At 64.4% G+C, this 16,049-nt stretch carries 15 protein-coding genes and 1 tRNA gene; 3 read left to right on the forward strand and 13 right to left on the reverse strand.

Annotation, left to right across the window (positions count from 1 at the left end):
• Window positions 1–15: 15 nt before the first annotated feature.
• From C7H75_RS20985 to dcd, 9 genes are all read right to left on the reverse strand, one after another.
• On the reverse strand, window positions 16–1,044 hold the full coding sequence (locus C7H75_RS20985; protein ID WP_064076551.1) for an acyltransferase family protein: 1,029 nt from the start codon (window positions 1,042–1,044) through the stop codon (window positions 16–18).
• Window positions 1,041–2,303: an O-antigen ligase family protein gene (locus C7H75_RS20990; protein WP_157662905.1), complete on the reverse strand. Its 1,263-nt coding sequence runs from the start codon at window positions 2,301–2,303 to the stop codon at window positions 1,041–1,043. The genes C7H75_RS20985 and C7H75_RS20990 overlap by 4 nt, the downstream gene beginning before the upstream one ends.
• A 95-nt stretch (window positions 2,304–2,398) precedes the next feature.
• Entirely contained in the window at window positions 2,399–3,286 is an 888-nt protein-coding gene (locus tag C7H75_RS20995) for a glycosyltransferase family 2 protein (protein ID WP_081264993.1), read from the reverse strand.
• Window positions 3,279–4,073 (reverse strand): WecB/TagA/CpsF family glycosyltransferase, encoded by a 795-nt coding sequence (locus tag C7H75_RS21000; RefSeq protein WP_159025990.1) that lies wholly within the window; start codon window positions 4,071–4,073, stop codon window positions 3,279–3,281. Before C7H75_RS21000 ends, C7H75_RS20995 begins: the two co-directional genes overlap by 8 nt.
• A 64-nt stretch (window positions 4,074–4,137) precedes the next feature.
• Window positions 4,138–4,692: a polysaccharide pyruvyl transferase family protein gene (locus tag C7H75_RS21005; RefSeq protein WP_157662907.1), complete on the reverse strand. Its 555-nt coding sequence runs from the start codon at window positions 4,690–4,692 to the stop codon at window positions 4,138–4,140.
• Between the two features lie 233 nt (window positions 4,693–4,925).
• Window positions 4,926–6,398 carry a lipopolysaccharide biosynthesis protein gene (locus C7H75_RS21010; RefSeq protein ID WP_081264996.1) on the reverse strand — a complete coding sequence of 491 codons (1,473 nt, stop codon included), beginning with the start codon at window positions 6,396–6,398 and terminating at the stop codon, window positions 4,926–4,928.
• A 33-nt stretch (window positions 6,399–6,431) separates the two neighbouring features.
• Complete coding sequence (locus tag C7H75_RS21015; RefSeq protein ID WP_064076556.1) at window positions 6,432–7,529, reverse strand: glycosyltransferase; 1,098 nt, start codon at window positions 7,527–7,529, stop codon at window positions 6,432–6,434.
• Window positions 7,529–9,088, reverse strand: a complete 1,560-nt coding sequence (locus C7H75_RS21020; protein WP_080668434.1) for a sugar transferase — start codon at window positions 9,086–9,088, stop codon at window positions 7,529–7,531. Before C7H75_RS21020 ends, C7H75_RS21015 begins: the two co-directional genes overlap by 1 nt.
• A 754-nt stretch (window positions 9,089–9,842) precedes the next feature.
• On the reverse strand, window positions 9,843–10,430 hold the full coding sequence (gene dcd, locus C7H75_RS21025) for a dCTP deaminase (protein WP_022597930.1): 588 nt from the start codon (window positions 10,428–10,430) through the stop codon (window positions 9,843–9,845).
• A 159-nt stretch (window positions 10,431–10,589) separates the two neighbouring features.
• On the opposite strand from dcd, the gene C7H75_RS21030 reads away from it, so the two are divergent.
• Window positions 10,590–10,663 (forward strand) — tRNA-Gly (locus tag C7H75_RS21030).
• A 107-nt stretch (window positions 10,664–10,770) separates the two neighbouring features.
• On the opposite strand, the gene C7H75_RS21035 is transcribed toward C7H75_RS21030, so the two are convergent.
• Complete coding sequence (locus C7H75_RS21035; protein WP_233281805.1) at window positions 10,771–11,436, reverse strand: DUF6891 domain-containing protein; 666 nt, start codon at window positions 11,434–11,436, stop codon at window positions 10,771–10,773.
• Window positions 11,437–11,758: 322 nt separating this feature from the next.
• Between C7H75_RS21035 and C7H75_RS21040 the strand changes: the two genes are divergently transcribed.
• Entirely contained in the window at window positions 11,759–12,151 is a 393-nt protein-coding gene (locus C7H75_RS21040; RefSeq protein ID WP_069855646.1) for a hypothetical protein, read from the forward strand.
• A gap of 73 nt (window positions 12,152–12,224) precedes the next feature.
• Here the strand turns inward: C7H75_RS21040 and C7H75_RS21045 are convergent, their stop codons facing one another.
• From C7H75_RS21045 to C7H75_RS21055, 3 genes are all read right to left on the reverse strand, one after another.
• Window positions 12,225–13,022 (reverse strand): hypothetical protein, encoded by a 798-nt coding sequence (locus tag C7H75_RS21045; RefSeq protein ID WP_106851781.1) that lies wholly within the window; start codon window positions 13,020–13,022, stop codon window positions 12,225–12,227.
• A gap of 188 nt (window positions 13,023–13,210) precedes the next feature.
• The gene (locus C7H75_RS21050; protein WP_233281806.1) at window positions 13,211–14,428 is read right to left on the reverse strand and encodes a S1 family peptidase; all 1,218 of its coding nucleotides are present in this window, start codon (window positions 14,426–14,428) and stop codon (window positions 13,211–13,213) included.
• Window positions 14,429–14,584: 156 nt separating this feature from the next.
• Window positions 14,585–15,184 carry a TetR/AcrR family transcriptional regulator gene (locus C7H75_RS21055; protein ID WP_226347513.1) on the reverse strand — a complete coding sequence of 200 codons (600 nt, stop codon included), beginning with the start codon at window positions 15,182–15,184 and terminating at the stop codon, window positions 14,585–14,587.
• Window positions 15,185–15,502: 318 nt separating this feature from the next.
• Between C7H75_RS21055 and C7H75_RS21060 the strand changes: the two genes are divergently transcribed.
• Entirely contained in the window at window positions 15,503–16,042 is a 540-nt protein-coding gene (locus C7H75_RS21060; protein ID WP_005517624.1) for a DUF4242 domain-containing protein, read from the forward strand.
• The last annotated feature ends 7 nt before the right edge of the window (window positions 16,043–16,049 follow it).

Consider the following 16,049-nt stretch of genomic DNA (forward strand, 5'->3'; position numbering starts at 1 on the left):
CCACACCAAGCTGGATCACTTCTCGCCGAAGATGGCCTGCCTCACGACCGCAAACCGCCCGAACACGCGATACACGGCGATGGGTGCAAGGACGCCGACGGCCAGACACGTGACGAATACGACGACGTCGATCCCGACTCCGACCTTGTCCAGCAAGATCCGGGTGGCAGCCGCGCCGAAGACGTGCAGGAGATAGATACCGAAGGAGTAGGCGCCTATCCACGCCAACCACCGGCTGCTGATGTAGTTCCGCGAGAAGTACAGCAGCAGAACACCACAGAGACCAACTATGAAGCTAACGGCCCGCAGCGGGACACCCGTTGCGGGCCAGGTGGCCGTGAAGGTCAGCACCCTGACCCCGTAGGCCACCAGGAAGACTGCCACGATGGCATAGATCAATGGTCGCGACCCGGTCCTGTCCGGGAACTTGCGTAGCGCGTATCCCAGTAGGAAGAAGGGCAGGAGACGCAGTACTCCGTTAATACTGAAAAGATCCCAGTCCGAAGGCAGTCGCACGAGAATGAATCCGGCTCCGCTGATCGCTAGAGCGATCGACATACCGCGCGAAGTGCGGAGGAGACCGAACACATCGCACGCACCGACGACCAGGAAGATCACGAAGATCGACTGCAGGAACCACAAGTGCTCGAATCCGAAGGCGAATATCTTCCACACTCCGGTGATTTCGGGCTTGCTGTTGGTACCCGGAGTGACCAGCTGCATCCCGAAGAGGAGGAGACCGACGGTGACCATCGGCACAAGCAACCTTCGAATCTTCCCGCGGACGAGCCTACCGAAGTCGGGGCGGTAGCGCACCGGCCTCAGCCCGTACACGTACCCCGACAGCACCGTGAACAAGGGCATCCTGATGTCCTCGAGTCCGAGGTAGACATACCGCCAGATCGAGTCGTCGGGCACCTGCATCCCACGCGACCCGGCTGAACCGATGACATGCCCTGCAACCATGAGGATTACGGCGAGTCCGCGAAGCGAATCGACCGACAGATCGCGCCTGCGCACCTCTGGGTTGATCGTGGTCGTCATCGCCCGACCCCCACAGGTTGTTCCAGTCGACTGTCAAGACCTGACCGCCGGTCGCTCGGGCGACCGGTCCCTGCGTTCACGACGATCACGAGGGAAGCCAGGCCACCGCAGATCGCCCACAAGGGAATCGGAAGGCCGGCATTGGTGAACAAGGGCACGGTGAAACTCACGATCGTGGCCACCACGAGCAATACCCTGGCAGGAAGCGTCCACGCAAACTTGCCCCTGGACAGCGCGGTGTAGGTGAACATCACAACTGCGCCCAGGACAAGGAATTCCAGCAGGCCTCCGGTCATCATCAAGTTGAGCCACTGGGATTCGGCGTAGGGCCAGCGTATTGTCTCAGGGATCACTGGCCACTGCCCCCCGTTCTGATATACAGCACGCCCCCAACCAGTCACTGGACGCTCGGCGATGGCGGGAAGCGTCTCATTCCACCAGATCTGGAAGCGGTACATCATGGTTTCAGGTATGAGTCCCGATGACCCTGACAGCGATCGCGAGGTACCCCCGTACTGCTGGCGCAGGCGCGTCGAAACGAGTTGTGACAGGACGGCCCAGCCCGCAGCACCGCCGACGATGCAGCCGCCGATCAGCTTGGCCCGCACTCCAGCAGCTCGCGCGGAGAATGCCAGAATCGCTACGCCACAAATGATCACAGAGAACGTCAGCGTGGTCACCAGTCCGACTGCGGTGAAGATCGCGACCGCGAGCAAGCCCCGAGAGCGACGTTGCTCTTGTCGGTCGAGAATCATGAGGCACATCGTCGCTGCGAGGATGGCGCACAGATAGACGCCCAGTCCGGTCCAGTGGCCGATGGTGCTGGTGGCGCGGACGAGGTCGCCGCGATCCAAACGGTCCTGCACGGACTTGCTCTGCGTCAGGCGAATCAACATCGACGTTGTCGATGGCACGCCAGCAACCTGTGCTACCGCCAGCGCCGTGACTGGAATGGACACAAGGATAATGCCCCGCAGAAACACCCGCAGAGTAGCGATGTCAGTTACACACAGTCGTCCGGCCATGTACGCCGCGAAGAAGAACATTGGCTGGATCGCGGCAACGATGGACGCCGGATGCCGTAGGGACTCAGCGTTGTAGACCTCGACGAGCAAACGAACGACCGCGAACATGACCAAGGCCACGTCGAGCGGAATCAACTTCGTCGCCGATGCGCGGGAATAGCCCTTTGCGACGAGAGCACAGGCGAGGCCCGCCACGGCAAGCACTTGATAGACCTGCAGTGGACCGATCGACACCGAGACGACTCCTACGGACGCGGCCGAAGCTCCGACAGCCAGACCCGTAAGTGTGACCATCGGGTCGACACGAACCGGTGCGGTCACCATCCCGGTCACCGGCCGATCAATCCGAAGAGGCCGACGACGACAGCAGCCGCGTGCGGGCGAGTTCGCACCAACTCCCTCACTGCTCGCGTCGAGCCCTCACGACTCCGCGCGGCAAGCGCCGACCTTAGGACCTGTACCGAAAGGAAGTCGCCTCGTGCCCTCGTCCCCATCCGGCCCCGGTGTCGATCGAACCATGCAAGACTGTTCTGCCAGTCGGGTTCCTTCGAGAGCGATCCCGTGCTGCCCTGGACCACATGCACGAGCGGCTCGGTCACCATGTGGAACGTCACCCCAGGCTCGTCGAGAATTCGGATCATCAGATCCCAATCCTCGTGACGATTCAGTGATTCGTCCCAGCGAAACCTCGACATGAGTGCCCGGGTCCCGAGCACCGAGCTCGTCTGCATGAATCCCCGGCCAAAGCGGATCTCATCCCGTGTGACAACGTAATCCGCGATGTTCGCCCCCTGCTCGTAGGGGCGCCCGGGCACTACGATGACGCTACCGTCCTCGCGATGAAAGCGGCTCGCGGTGACACATACGTGTCCGTCCGTTGCAGCCCCCCCGACAGCGTCAAGTTGGGACCGAAGCTTGCCGCGCTCCCACCAATCGTCGTCGTCCAGGTAGGCAACGTGCGTGCCGGAAGCCTCCGACAATCCGATATTGCGCGCAGCCGAGGCGCCCCTGGATCCTGACGTCTGGACGAGCCGATAGTCGAGGCCGTCGAGCAGCAAGCGGACAGCGGCAGCCTTCGCGGGTCGATCCAGCACGACGAGGATCTCGGTTTCGACGTCCTGAACAGCGGCGGACTCCACTGCACGACGCAGATGGTCACGCCCGATCGTGGGGATGACCACCGAGACGCGCGCTGAAGCTTCATAATGATCAGACATCTCGTGCCTCCAAAGGCTGTCGCTTCCTGACGAGCACCGCAGCAAGCTTGATCGGCTCCACGAGGTACCGATGAGCCAGCCGACGAGGCTGGCGGACCAGGCGCCACAGCCACTCCACGCCAAACCTGCCGATCCAGCGCGGCGCCATCGGCTGCACACCCGAGATCTGATCAATTGCGCCGCCGACCGTCGCGTAGACCGCAGGCGGTAATGCCTCCCTGTTCACGCTGAGGAAGTGCTCCTGCAGGGGCATCCCCAGTCCGACAATCACCAGGTCAGGTCGGAACGCCTGCAGCTCCTTGACCACCTCGCGAGCTCGGACCTCAGTCCAACCGGCGCCCGGAAGCGAAAGAGTCTCGGCACCTGGCACCTTCGCAACCAGAGCAGCGCACGCCCCACGGTTGGAGACCTCACTCGCACCCACAACGGCGATCCGGTTCAGCCCTGATACCTCGGACAAACGCCCGATCCAGTCGACAGAGCCCACTCGATATTTCCCATCCAGCTCTAGCATGATGCCCGAACGTCTGAGCTCTCGGCGGGCCATGACGAGCACAGGGAATCCATCGATCAAGGTCGTATCCACGCCGTCGTAGAAGCGCCGGAACTCGTCATCGGTCTGTGCCAGATACAAGCTGTGCAGGTTGTGATTCGCCATCACGAACACCCGCCCGGTCGAGATCTCGCGATTAAGCAGTTCGACGACGTCGGATGCGGTCAACGCATCGACTGTCACTGCGGTCAAGCGCAACTCAATGCCCATAGTCCGGTCGAGTTCCTCGGTCATGCTGCCCTCCTGGCTTCCGATGGCCGACTCCCCGGCCCTTCGCTCGTACGCGCCACCGCCGATATCAGATCCACAGGTCGACCGGGAAGGCATCGCGGATTGCATCGATGTCGCATTCCAGTCGTGGTCTCTCCGGTCGATCGGCCACGGCCTCCGCAATGGACTCTGCGGCGGGAATCGGTTCACGACCCGTCCCCCGGTAGTAGTCCTCGTACTTGAACGGACTCTCGATCGCCGAACCCACGAGCCGCGCAGGAATGCCCAAGGACTCTGCGATGATGATTGCGTGCAGCGACGAACCCACCACGTACTTGCTCGACGCAATCGTGGCGAGGCAGTGGTCCAGCCCCGAGCATGGATCCAGCACGTTGGCCGGATCCTGGGACAAATGACTTTCGTAGTCATTTAGATTCGGTACGACCACGTAGTCCCGTCGTTTGTCATCAGCGATGGCCACCAGGCCGGGATAGAGGCCGGGCATAAGAAGAGCCGGGTCCCCGTAGATCGCGGGCGCGTCGATCCCGCGGTCGAGAAGGAACTGGCGGGTCAGGGGACCGCGCACCGATCGCACGTCCAGGTCGTCGAACCGGTACTCGTCCTCCCCGATGACACCGTTCACCCCACTTCCCCAGACTGTGTCTCCAGACCGAGCGAAGTGAATGATCGACCCGACCGTCAGGAGCCGTGCCCGACCCGGCGCGGGCCGCATCGGCCGGCAATCGGCCGTAAGTCGCTCCACCAAAAGAGGTCCGATCAGATCGCCGAAGTTCGATACGCGACGGCCGACCCGAATGCGACCGCGAAACAGAGGTCGCCGCGGGTTCCAGTGAACGATTTCTATCCCTGAATGCCTCATGCAGCAACGTTCTCCGATCTGCGTACAGCTCTCCGTACGGTGTCAGCGATGGTCCGGGCATCGCCTCGAACATTCGAGAAGAGCACGGCGATAACACCCAGCACCGCAAACAGCGTCGGCACCATGACGAGAATCTGGGCGAGAGGCGACAGCACTCCATCCGTCGCTCGCGATACCGAGTACACAACTGCGAACACGGTTAACCACAACGCAGCCGGGCGCGCCGAACACCGCAGGAGGCCTGAAAGATCTACCCGCGTCCGAGGAATCGCGAACCGGGTGAGAAGGATCCAGTTCAGCACGAGTCCCAGAGACGATCCTGCCGCGACACCTGCAGCTCCCCAATGCAACCCAACACCCATGAAGACGACCATCGCGGACCTACTGATCAATGCGAACTTCAACTGGATTCCAGTCATGTCCCTGGATAGGAAGATCCAGTAGTAGACGTATCCGAGAGCCTGGAACAATCCTCCGACCGCGAGAATGACGAAGATGTCTGCCACTCCAGGCCATGCACTTCCGAGAAGAATCGCGAATCCCGGAATCGAGAAGGCAGCGGCTACCGCGAAGGCGCCACCCAGCACATAGGTGAGCACCAATTGCGCACGTTGTATATACCTGTCGTAGGTCTCACCGTCGTGCGAGATTCGCGACAGCACGGGTACCGCGACCATCGTCATGGGCGACGCGAGTTGCTGGAGCGGAAGTTTGAAGACCTGATATGCCTGGTTGTAGGTGCCGACCACACCCGCACCCCAGTACCTGCCCAGTAGGACCGAATCTACATTGGCGCTGACGTAGTTCAGGACCTGAACGGAGCCCGCCTTGACACCGAAACCGAGCAAACCCCGCATACCGCAGTTCCGGCGCGGCATCATCGGCGCCCATCTGACGAAAACCACGACGATCACGAGGGTGATTGCGGCTGCCGCCAGCTGCTGCCAGACCAATGCCCAGTACCCGGATCCACGCAACGCGAGCACAACCGCGAGGCCGGCACCGAGAACCTGTCCGGTGACTTCTGCGGCGGCGACCGTGCTGTATCGGAACTGTGCCGCGCACTCGGCCCGGAACTGTGCGTACACACCCTGGAGCAGAAAGACGATCGACGCGACCTTGGTCACCGCGGCGACCGAGCTGTCGCCGTAGAGTCCGGCGATCGGCTCACTCAGAAGATAGACGAGCAACGCAGCGCCGGCCCCGAGACACGTGTTGGTCCAGAAGATATTCGACTTCTGTTGTTCCGTAACATCGGTCTTCTGCAGAGCGGCCATGGAGAAGCCGAAGTCACTGATCAGGGTCGCGAAGCCAGCGATGGCCATCACCATCGCGATCATGCCAAAATCGCTCGGACCGAGAATTCGTGCCAGCACGGCAAGCGAGCCGAACTGCACAACGAACTTGGCCCACTGCCCCAACAGACTCACCATGGCGCCGTTGGCGGCAGCACCGGAAAGGGATCTCATCAAGCCACGACCTTCGGGAATCTCACCGAGCTTCTACTCACCGACCAGGGACAACTGTCGATAGAAGTCGAGGTGGCGCTGAGCGACGTAGGCGGCGTCGCGGACTTCGGACTTCGGAGCAGCACCTCTGCTGTCTCGCACGGCCCCGACTGCTGCCGCCAGCGCCTTCGTGCTGAGATCACCGTCGTAAAGCGCGACCCATCGCGGCCCGTACTCGGCCTGCAACTGCTCAGTGATCGAATTTCGTCGAAGGATCACCGGACGCCCCAGAGAGAGGCTGAGGAACACGACTCCGGAGTTGTAGAGGTCTCGATACGGAACGAGAACGGCCGTCGCCCGCGTGATAGCCGATATCAGCTCGGAATCGTCGAGCCTGCGTGCATCCAGCGTCACCGAGTCCCCGTACCTCGACGCGACCTCCTGGAGCAGCGACAGGTACTCCTCCTCGGGCGCAGACCCTGCAATGTACAGGCTCACATCTTCCTCTTGCGCGTACCTGCCGACAGCTTCGGCGGCTTGTTCGAAATTCTTGTAAGGACGCATGATTCCGAAACACATCAGCCGAACATGACCGGAGGGTTCGCTCGCGGGCTCACTCGACACCGAGCCGGCGGATTGGAGCCCCCGAATCCACGGGTCGTAGTCGCCGTGCAGGATCACAGTGTCGCAGTACTTCTCGCCTCCGGCAGCACCCGAACGCTCAGCGAGTGAGACCTCATTCAACCAGATCCTACCGACCGTCCGTCGTTGGAGCATCGAGAGAAGCCGTGCATGGACACGCGATACCGGTACAAACGGCTTCCGGTCGTGCATTGTCTGGATGACGATCGAACGGTTCAGACGGATCCGGCCGAGCATCAGCACGAAGAGCGCACTCGCCGCCCAGCGACGCAGACGCGAGTCGTGCACCAGCAGGTACTCAGGCCAATGGAAGTGAACGACATCATAGCGACGGAGAATAGCTTTGCGCCAAGAGAACCCGTGGACCTTAGCCTGGGGTGCGAAGGATCCGGCAAGAATGCTGATGTACGGGTTCTGGTTCCAGTGCCTCTCGCGAGTGTCGAAGAAGACCTGGAGGGTGTGGCCGGCTTCGACCGCCGGCGCCGACTCCAATGCGGCGTGCGATGTCACTAGTACGCTCCGCTGCCCGCCGTGACTGCCCGGACCGTCTTGCCGACGATCAGGACGTCCTGCATCATCGACCAGTTCTCGACGTACGAAAGGTCGAGTCGCACGGTCTCATCCCAAGACAGATCGCTGCGGCCGCTGACCTGCCACAGTCCGGTTAGGCCGGGCTTGACGAGCATCCGCCGACGGACGGTGCCGTCGTAGGCTTCGACCTCGCGTCGCAACGGAGGACGGGGGCCGACGACACTCATCTCACGCCGCAGGACGTTCACGAACTGGGGAAGCTCGTCGAGGCTGTACTTGCGCAAGAACTTTCCGACGGGGGTGATCCGAGGGTCGTCCTTCATCTTGAACAGGACCCCCGCGCCTTCGTTCTGGCCGAGCAGAGCCGAAACCTGCTTGTCGGCGCCGTCGACCATGGTGCGGAACTTCAGCATCGGGAACGGTCGGCCGTTGATTCCCATTCGCTCGGACTTGTAGAGGACCGGGCCCTTGCTCGTGGTCTTGACCGCGATCGCGGCGATCAGCATCACCGGAGAGAGCGCGATCAGAGCCGCGAGGGCGAAGCACATGTCGAAGGCGGTCTTACCGAAGCGCTTCGCGCCGTGGTAACGCGGCTTCTCGACGTGGATCAGCGGGAATCCGGCAACGGGGCGCATCACGAGGCGCGGGCCGGCGACATCGACGACACCGGGTGCGACGACGAGATCGACATTGAGCGGTTCCAGATCCCATACGAGGCCACGGATTCCGTCGTGCCCCAACTGCTCGGTGGCAGTCACCACGACGGTGTCGGCGCCACACGAACGCAGCGCGTCCACCACGGAGTACTCGTTGCCGAGCACCGGGATCGCGCGGCCGTCGACGACAACGTGCTCTTCCTCGCGGTGTCCGTAACCCGGCACACAGACTCCGACGACGCGGTACCCGGAAGCCGAGTCACGCTCGAAGTTGCGTGTCATCGTCAGCACCGACTCGCGGTTACCTACGACGAGCACCGATGTGTGGCAGTCGCCCTGGCGTCGCTTGTGGGTGACGACCTTGCGCATGGACCACCGGCCAAGCATGAGGCCGACCAATCCGACCGGGAAAGCGATCGCCAGGTAACCACGCGCGATGTCGATACGGAACAGCAGGCTGATCATCGCGATGAGGCCGAACAGTTGGAAGGTGGCAACACCGATCCGCCGGTATTCCTCGGCGCCGGCACCGATGACTCGGGTCGACCGAGTGCGGTGGATGACCAGCATCGCGATCCACAGCCCCGCCAGCGCGACGGACATCATGGTGTAGCTGAAACCCGAGATGGTGTTCGTCGCGACCGACTGCGCCTCGGTCCCGAAGCGCACGACCTGAGCGGCGGCGACCGCACCCGCGACGACCACCGCATCGATGATCCGCAGACGACTGACGTAGCAGTGCTCCCACTTGCTCCGCGAATTATGTTGGGGAGAAACTTCATCCACCAAGCGAAGCTGAGAGGACGACTCGTCCCCCGCTTCCAGCCCGGCACCTGTTTCCAGGTAACGCGAAGCCGTCACGCCTTCACCTCCATCGACCATTCACACGAAATGACCCCCGACGGGTCGATACGTTGTCGAACTCGGGCCCGCGTCCAACCGAAGTCGAACCGCCAACCCGACTCATCCGTTCCGGTCCCCCCGGCCCGGCGCCCGAAGGCGACGACACCGGTGGATGCCTCCACCACCAGACTCCGAGCGAGGCTGGGAAGGCAGTGAATTCATCCCCGGAACAGATGCGCATCAGGTGCGAGATCGCTTTGCACCGTCCGCTGTACGCAAACGTTCTAACACGCCCTGGTGCCCGCCAAAAGTCGAACGAGCCTGGTCCGGAAGTTGGGCGTTCGTCCGGTTCGACGACGACGCGGATTGGACAAACGTCCACAATGACCCTCGGAAAGAGCACTAGGTCCCGCCCGAAAATAACGGGGAGGCTGACCTTTTAAGAAAACAGGTACGGCAGTACTACTACTGAGTAACCAGACCGACCTGCGGCGACCATCCGCACTCGGTGCCTGATCCACCGTCGCCCACCACCGAGAACGCACTACCGGAACCGCCGAGCGCACACCTGACGGGACCTTCGACTAGGCCCGCAGCCGTCTGAATCGATGCACAGAGTTCCAGAATCTCCGCAGGCGGAGACCACTTCTGGACACCTGTCAATGTGACGGAAAACACAAGAGCGGACTTGGTTGACCGACCGGTCACCGAACCCGCGGATCGACCGCAGCGGCCGATACCTGAAACTTAAACTATGACAACGGGGCTCGCCCGCGAATGCTCACCGACCCGCTCAGTTGGCGCGTCGACCGGGATGCGTGGGGAAGTTCAGGTATGCGCGCGACGGCGTCGGGCCGCGCTGCCCCTGATACTTGGATCCAACAGCCGAACTGCCGTAGGGATTCTCGGCGGCGCTGGTGAGCCGCAGCAGACAGAGCTGACCGATCTTCATCCCGGGCCACAACGTGATGGGCAGGTTGGCGACGTTGGACAGTTCGAGTGTGATGTGCCCGCTGAAGCCAGGATCGATGAAACCGGCAGTGGAATGGGTGAGCAGGCCCAACCTGCCGAGGCTCGACTTGCCTTCGAGGCGACCGGCCAGGTCGTCGGGAAGCGTGCACACCTCGAGCGTCGAACCGAGAACGAACTCGCCGGGGTGAAGCACGAAGGGCTCCCCCGCGGCCGGCTCGACGAGTGACGTCAGTTCGTCCTGCTGCAGCGCCGGGTCGATGTGGGTGTACTTCGTGTTGTCGAAGACGCGGAACAGGCTGTCGAGCCGTACGTCCACGCTCGAGGGCTGCACCATCTCGGAAACGAACGGGTCGATCCCGAGTCGTCCGGATGAAACCTCGGCGCGGATGTCACGATCAGAGAGCAGCACAGCACGAGGCTACCGGGGCGATGAGAGTGATCGGCGCGGACCTCGCCTTCCGACTCACAACCAGCAAGGCACCGAAGGGGCGAACACGCCCGTGTGAGGTTCTGCTACAGTTGCCGCTTGCAGGGTCCGAATCGCCAGATCTCGGCAAAAGCCCTGCTCGCCGATGTAGTTCAATGGTAGAACATCAGCTTCCCAAGCTGAATACGCGGGTTCGATTCCCGTCATCGGCTCCACACCGAGCGCCCTGTCCCGCCGATCACGCGGTCAGGGCGTTTTGTTCTATTCGCTCGCAGCAACGTCCGCCGGCAGAGAATTGAAAGTGGCGGCGGGGACGGGGCCGCTATTCCTCGATGGGGGCGTACCAGTCGGCGTACTTCAGCAAAACCCGCGTACCCAGGTCCCGGTTCCACTGTGGCTCGATGCCGTGGCGACACAGCACAGGGAAGACGGCGTCGTCGAGTAGGCGCGTCACATCGGCCGAGTAGAGGGCTTCCTTCGCCTTCTCGCTGAGCGCGTCGTAGGCGCCCTGGTCGAAGGTCTCGGGCGGAAACGCGCCGTAACCGATGTGGGTGCAGCCGTCCTCCACCAGGCGGGCGGTGTCCTGCTGGTGGAAGTACACGTACCCCGCCCAGTGACGGGTGTCGTCGCGCTCGTCCCAGATCTCACCGGACGCACAAGTCCCGCAGCAGGTGAAGTCGGCGCGTGCCACCACACCGTTGGCGTTGAGCTCCTCGAAAGCGGCGGCCGTGCGCGACGTGCGGGTTCCGATCTCCGCCTGCTGACGCAAGCGAGCCGTACGCAGCGCCTCGAACGCCGACTCGAGCTGCTCCTCGGTGAGTTCGTAGTCGTCGCCGTGGAATTCGATGAAGTCGTCGACATCGCCACGCCCGGTGATTAACAGGCTCCAGATGTCCCGGCAGAGATCGGTGCGCTCGTCCTCGTCGAGCGGGAGATCGGGTAGAACGGCGTACGGGGGGAACGCGTTCGGGTCGGACCACGCACTCACTGCGCTACCTCCAGACAAAAGCGGAACCGGGCAGAGCACCCGCTGGCGAGAGCCTACCGAGCGGGTGTCCGGGGTCGGACGCGCAGGCGGATGCCTGCGGCCCGCGACTGTCGTTCGGACCCCGGTACGACGAATCTGCGCTCGGGGTAATGAAAACGGCACACGGCGCGATGTTCCGGGCATGAAAACTTCACATCGACTCGTTTCAGCCGCAGCCGCCGGGACCCTCGGCGCTGCAATGTTCGTCGCGGCGCCGGGCGTGGCCAGTGCCGCCGATCCGTGCATGCTCGGATGGTCGAATGTGGGACCACGGACGTGCGCGATGACCGACGTCGGGATGGCCCCGGTCTGGACCCTCGGCGACGGATTGTGCGCCGGCATGCTGACCGCCTCGGGCAATGCGTTCGACGGCCCGTTGTGGGAGTACTCCTCCGCGCCGGGTGCCGTGCACTCCGTCGAACTCCGCATCGCGCAGGGCTTCTCGCCGCTGGGCGAGTGGGCGTCGACCACTCTCGCCTGCGACGTGACTGCGATCGTCGACTGGCAGAACTTCGACACCGGCCGCTCGGGCACGGTGAGTCGGTACGTACCGGCGAGCAACAACAGCACCAGCCCGGCGTTCGTTCACGTGGACACCGGTCCGGGCCGGGTGCGCCTCACCATGCGGACCGACCATCCGAGTATCCCGGTCTCGACGGACGTCGTCGTTCCCTGACAGGCACCGACGATCGGTCGCACCGCGACGGGAGGGGCAGAGCACACATGCTCTGCCCCTCCCGCTCTCGGAACTACCGATCCGATCCGTCGGTGCCGGCCGACCGCCCCGCCAGCAGCGGCGGCCACGGCCAATGCCGACCGAGGGTGGACCGCGCCCGCAGGAAGCCGAGCCCCAGCACCAGCCCGAAGATCAGGTGCCCGATCAGCGACAGCGTGACCGTCCTCGTCGTGAGGGGGAACATGTCGTGTTCCCCGCTCGGCGACAGGGCGACCGTTCCGATGAGCCCGGCCCAGACCGGGAAGACCGCACCGGTGACGAACGCGGACAGGACGGTGCGGCGGGACCGGTGCTGCAGTCCGAGCGCGAGGGCGATGAGGAAGAAGGCGATGCCGATGCCGCCGCCGTCGCCGAAGTAGCGCCACAGGTAGCCGACGATCGCGCCCGTCTGCGTGTCCGTGCCCGAGTGGAGCCAGGTGCCCATCTTCGGGATGAAGTCGTCCCACAGACCGAGCAGGTACACGGTGTCGAGCCGGAAGACGTCGTACACCAGGCACGCGAACATTCCCCAACCCAGTCCGTACCCGACGATGCGGTCGATCGGGTGCGGTGCGATGACGCACGCTACGACGAGGACGGCCGCGAGCGGAATGATCACCAGCGCACCCGTGGCGTTCATGGACACGACGCCGAACACCTGCGCGGAGATCGCGAGCAGCGGCAGCGACGCGAGCAGCAGGTACAACCCGATCCGGGCGAAGGTCCAGTGGTGACGTGTCGTCGTCCCGACGGGTTCGGCGGCGGTCGGAGGTCCGTGCTCGTGCAGGTCGGCGACGACGGTGGGGACGGAGGTACCAAGAATGCGTGGCATGAGGGCGGGTCCTTTCGGTCGAGGAGCCTCTCTCGACATGTCGTCGAGTTCCGGCATCCAGCGTCCGTCGGGCCCCCTACCTGCGGATAGCCCCCCGAGGGGTGGTGAGCGCCCCCCATGCGCGTCCGGCTGCGGGCGTCGCGCTGCCCTCAGCAGTCGAACACCGACCAGCAGATGTCGGCTGTGTCTCAGCTACCGAACGACAATGAGCCGGAGCCGCTTTCGACACCGCAGTTCGCGAGGCCTGCGGTATTGGCGGCGGTGCGGAGCGTGACACAGCCGTTCGACGACTGATTCACCCTCGCGAGGACCGCCTGAATCGGGATGCCGAGACTCATGACGCCCTCGGGATTCTCGGCTATCGCGGTGGCACAGTCCCTGTACTGCGCGACGCTCGATCCACTGGTGATGCCGAGCGCGAGCGTGCCGGTGACGATCGCGCCGCCGCTGTCGCCACCGAGGGTGCACGCGGTGGTCGAGAACCCACGCACGTTCCAGCTCTCGCCATCGTCTCCGCCGAGAAGGGTGCTGTAGTCGGCGAAATCGATCGTCCCGCACGTGTATCCGGACGTCTGACCCGACTTGCACACCGGGGCCCCCGCCACCGGAACCGCGGTCCCCGTGATGGTGAGCGTGCTGCCGTTCTCGCCGCGGACCGTCGGCTGTCCGAGACCGGTCGCCGGGACGACGTCGGCGGCCAGTCCGATCACGGAGTAGTCCAGGTTCCCGCCCTCGTCTCCGATGCCCGACTCCGCGAAACTGCCCACTAATCTGCTGTTTCGCAAGTCTCCGATCTTCGGCTCGTACACTCCCGCCGCATTCGACGTGCCGGTCGCGGGCCGGTTCGGGTCGCAGTGACCGGCACTGAGCGCCAAGGGATTGCCCGCCGAGTCGGCCGCTGCGAACCCGAACGAACACACGAGGTACGACGACGCCGACGCGATGGGCGCTGCGGCGGTGATGTAGGAGTCGCCGCCCATCGTGGACGGGGTCGTGCCGGTCGCGACGTGGAAGCTCGGCGGCGGCGTGGACCGCCGGTTCGGCACCGTCGGCGCCGACTCCAGGCCGCTGGTCGAGAGCGGAACCATCTGGGCCCGATAGCCGGCGGCGGCAACTCGGTTGGCCGCCGCCTGCGTGGTGACCGCGACGGTCGGCGTCCCGTCCTGCGCGAGCCATGCGCCACCGACCCCACCCGAATCCGATCGGCGCTGCTCGCTCGCGTACGCGGCGACCCGTTGCGCAGCGGCAGCGCGGTCGAGGTACTCCTGCGGCGTCATGTTCAGGTCGCGTTGCAGTGCCACGACGAGATCGTTCGGCAGAGCGGCCGACGACGGGTGAGCCGAATCGGGTGCGGCCTGTGCACCTGCGGTGGCCGACAACGCTGCCGCCACGATCGTGGCGGACACAACAACAGCGGAACGCATGAGCCTCGAACGCATATCGCCCCTCGGGTGGGTGCCGTCAATAGGTGACCGCACCCCGCCGCGGGTCGACGACCTGGGCGCCGAGCGGCATGGCAAAGATACGGCACGACACCGGGTCTGTACCGCGGTTCCGCGCAGTCAGTTCCGGGTAGGCCGCAACAGTTCCTCGGCCATCCGTCGACCGAGGTGGATCGGTTCCTCCGAATGCGTGAACTTGGAGCCGGCGAGCGCGCCGTCGTAGATCAGCTGGACCCGAGCCGCGACCGCCTCCGCATCCGGGACGGCAGCCTCCGCGAGGTTCTCGACGATCCGCGCGAGCACCCACTCCCGGTGCGCCTGCACCGGCGCGAGCATCGGGACCTCGTCGCCCGGGAACTCGGTTGCCGCGTTGAGGTACTGGCATCCGCGGAAGTTGCGCACCGGCGCGGATGCGGCAGCCAGGTCGAAGAAGGCGAGAACCCGATCCAGCGGCGCGGCGACGTCGGCGACCGCCCCCTCCCAGCGGGTGCGGTCCCGGAGGTCGAGTGCCTCGAGATAGGCGTGCACGAGGCCGTCCTTGGACCCGTACGAGGAATACAGGCTGGCCTTCGCCACCCCCGACTCGGCAAGGATGCGATCGATCCCGACCGCGCGGATCCCGTTGGCTGCGAACAGTTCCGTCGCGGCCGCGAGCAGTCGCTCGGCAGGCGACGCCACGTCCGTCGGGGTCGGTTTCCGCAGTTGCAGGGATGGAGACACCAGGACAGCGTAGCGACCCCGGTCGCGCCACCGTGCACGAGTAGACAGACAGGTCTGTCTATGCCTAGACTGCTGCCCGTGACCCGCAGTTTCCTCACCCGCCGCCTGCACCTTGATCTGGTGCGGGTCGCCGGCGCTGCGTGTCGTCGTCCCATGATGCGCTGATCTCAGCGACCCCGGACCCGCCTCTCTGCCATCGGCGTTCGCTCACGCCTGTCTGCAGCTGCCGTTCCTTCGGCTCTTCGCGCCACCGTCGCACGACCTCCGTCGGCGCGGCCCCGCGGCGGTGTCCACAACCCACTCCCGGAAGGTTCCGTCATGTCCTCGAAGGCCCTGTACCTGTACGAGATCGCCCCCAGCGCCGCGCGCCGGGACCAGATCGAGCAGATCATCAAGGAGTTCGACTCCTCCACCGCAGCTGCCGGCGGCGAGCTGATCGAGACCCAGGTGACCAAGGGCGGCGAACGCATCTTCGCCATCACCGAGTTCGACGGCTGCGCAGCGCCGCTGCTCGACGCCGACGCCCTCGACGCCGCAGAACTCGACGGCCCGCACCTGGTTCGCATCGTCGGCGCGGACATCGAGGAGATCAAGGCGGCCCGCCCCGACGCCGGCTACCTGGTCGAGTGGGACATCCCGGCCGAGATCGACATGGAGACCTACCTGACCCGCAAGAAGGAGAAGTCGCCGCTCTACGCGAACATCCCGGAGGTCAGCTTCCTGCGGACGTACGTCCGCGAGGACACCGCCAAGTGCCTGTGCTTCTACAACGCCCCCGACGAGGACGCCGTGCGCCGCGCCCGCGAGGTCGTCAGCACCCCCGTCAGCCGCCTGCACCAGCTCGACACCGAACGGTAGAACCTCC

The organism is Rhodococcus (subgen. Prescottella) equi (assembly GCF_003013675.1).
Lineage (GTDB): Bacteria > Actinomycetota > Actinomycetes > Mycobacteriales > Mycobacteriaceae > Prescottella > Prescottella equi.